General features: G+C 34.0%; 1 protein-coding gene. It reads right to left on the reverse strand.

Annotated elements, in window-relative coordinates; all coding sequences use genetic code 11:
• Positions 1-1,035 (reverse strand): ISL3 family transposase (locus tag HMPREF1639_RS04745; RefSeq protein WP_036763930.1); only part of this gene is annotated, 1,035 nt, incomplete at both ends.

The following is a 1,035-nucleotide window of genomic DNA, read 5'->3' on the forward strand; positions in this document are numbered from 1 at the left end:
AACCTGTTTCTAGAGAATTTACGATAGCATCCTTGTAACCATATAGCGTGTTAATGGCAGTCTCAAACTCTGGTGGAATAGAATCCTGATTTAAATATCTATCTAAAAAGGCCTCAAAACCATCGATATCTCTGTTATGTATGGTGTATAGAAACTCTTGATATAGGCTGTGACCAGCTGATAGCCTATCAGACAGGCTAAGTAAGTCTATTAAAATTTCTTTTGTATTAGTCCATTTTTTGTAGTGTACATACTTGTAAAATTTAACTCCATTTAGATTAAAGTCCTTCTTTAAAAGAACCTTCCAGTACCTTTTAAGCTTCTTGTAATTCGTTGATCTTGTGTTAAAGTTCTTCATAACATCTATCCTCAATTTTTGCATGCATCTAGTAAATAATTGAACTACATGAAATTTATCAATGACTATTTGAGCATTTGGAAATAGGTCAATTCCAAGGTCTATATATGTTTGATACATATCTGTGGTTATGTATTTCACCATGCTCCTAGCCTCCTTAGAAAAGCTTTCAAAGTATTCTCTTAAGTACCTTTTACGCCTATCAGGTACAATGTCAATAATCTCTCCAGTCTGAATATCACATATGTTTACACTCATATTTGAGTCAACAGATTTCAGTGATTTAAATTCATCTATTCCAAGTACCTCTGGCAGCCATTGTTTATTTACCTTGAAAACATTGGACCTTAGAACTCTCTGAACTGTTGCAGTTGACACGCTGTAGGTAGATGCTATGTGTTTTAAGGATACATTTTCAGCTAGCTCGATGTTTATGCATGATTTGACTTTTCTAGAAATTGAGCAGTTTTTTGCAACCAAGGGAGTCTGTGCCATAAAGGTTTTTCCGCAGTGTTTGCAATAAAATCTTTGCTTTGTAAGCCTTAATATGACTGGCTTTGAATTGAATTGACCTATTAAAATATCCATGGTTTGATTTCCGTTTTTGACAATCATATAGTCCTTATTTTCTCCATTACAATGGTCACAAGAGTCAGGTATATATGTCAATTTGCCCT

Origin of the sequence: Peptostreptococcus sp. MV1 (genome assembly GCF_000758885.1) — a bacterium.
In the GTDB taxonomy this organism is placed as follows: domain Bacteria; phylum Bacillota; class Clostridia; order Peptostreptococcales; family Peptostreptococcaceae; genus Peptostreptococcus.